The sequence below is a fragment of the Sulfitobacter sp. HI0129 genome (assembly GCF_001635395.1).
Taxonomy (GTDB): domain Bacteria; phylum Pseudomonadota; class Alphaproteobacteria; order Rhodobacterales; family Rhodobacteraceae; genus Sulfitobacter.
Genome location: NZ_LWGH01001128.1, coordinates 1 through 1224 on the forward strand (window position 1 = coordinate 1; position 1224 = coordinate 1224).

Consider the following 1224-nt stretch of genomic DNA (forward strand, 5'->3'; position numbering starts at 1 on the left):
AATGTACGGATGCACACAGGGGTCGACTTCGCGGCGGCGCGCGGCACGCCGGTACAGGCGACGGCGCCGGGCCGCGTTCGCTTCATCGGCCGACGCGGTGGGTATGGCCGGGTCGTCGAGATCGCTCATGGCTCCGACACCCTGACGCGCTATGCGCATCTGAGCGCCGTACCGGACGGGCTCACACAAGGGCAACGCGTGATGGCCGGAGATATGATCGGGCGGGTCGGTGCGACGGGTACCGCGACAGGCCCCAACCTACATTACGAAGTGCTGGTGGACGGTCGCCCAACCGACCCTCTCTCTGACGACCGATTGGCAGAGGCGGCCGAGCGTGAAGCGGACGACACGGCCGCGCTTGAGCGACTGCGTGAGGCGCGTTCACTTCTTGCTGAGAGGCTCGCCAGCGAATTTGCACAGACGACAACCGAAAGGCTTTGATCCATGAAACGATTTACTCCCGCCCTTGCCATCGCATTTGCCTTGCTTCCCGCGGCGCAGGCCGTCGCAGAGACGATTCAGATCGACGTCCGGAAGACAAACGGCTGCGGCTGTTGCCTGTCCTGGATGAAGCACCTCGAGGAGAATGGCTTCGCGCCGATGGGCGAGGACATGTTCGGAGGATCTCTTGTGCGCTTCAAACTCGACAATGGCGTGCCGCAGCGCATGGTGTCCTGCCATACTGCTCTGGTCGACGGCTATGTGATCGAGGGCCACGTGCCGGCGGCTGACATCCAACGCCTGCTGGAGGACCGGCCAGACGCGGTAGGCCTGGCGGTGCCGGGAATGCCCTACGGGTCGCCCGGCATGGGACCGGAGGACGACCGGGAGGCTTACGATGTCTTCCTGATCCACGAAGACGGATCGACCGAGGTCTACACCAGCTACTCGGCTCCTGACTGAACTCGCGGCAGAACCTTAACAATTGGAACCCCTCTCCCCCATAGCGCTTGGCTTTCTTGGAAGCCTGGCCGCCGGATCGCTGACCGCGGTCGGGGCGGTCCCCGTTCTTTTTGGGCGCATCCCGTCCCGGGCCACGCGCGATCTGCTGCTTGGCTTCGCGGCGGGTGTCATGCTCGCGGCTTCGTTCTTCTCGCTGATCATCCCGGCTCTCGACGCAGCTGAAGGACAGTTCGACAACGGTGCTCTCCCGGCGGCCATCGTATGTGTTGCGATCCTGCTTGGCATGGGCGCGGTCGCTCTGATGAACGAACGGCTGCCGCA

Annotated in this window: 2 protein-coding genes and 1 pseudogene; all 3 read left to right on the forward strand. The window is 64.2% G+C overall.

Translation table 11 applies throughout. The features are described 5' to 3' along the window. Window positions 1-441 (forward strand): M23 family metallopeptidase (locus A3764_RS23665; protein WP_150122444.1); only part of this gene is annotated, 441 nt, incomplete at its 5' end. 3 nt (window positions 442-444) lie between these two features. Then, window positions 445-903: a DUF411 domain-containing protein gene (locus tag A3764_RS23670; protein ID WP_050532589.1), complete on the forward strand. Its 459-nt coding sequence runs from the start codon at window positions 445-447 to the stop codon at window positions 901-903. Window positions 904-925: 22 nt separating this feature from the next. Beyond that, window positions 926-1224 (forward strand): annotated as a pseudogene (locus tag A3764_RS23675) (ZIP family metal transporter); the annotation flags it as partial.

Excerpts from the sequence above, each read along its gene's own strand:
- A3764_RS23670 (WP_050532589.1), top strand. The coding sequence starts at position 445 with ATGAAACGATTTACTCCCGCCCTTGCCATCGCATTTGCCTTGCTTCCC.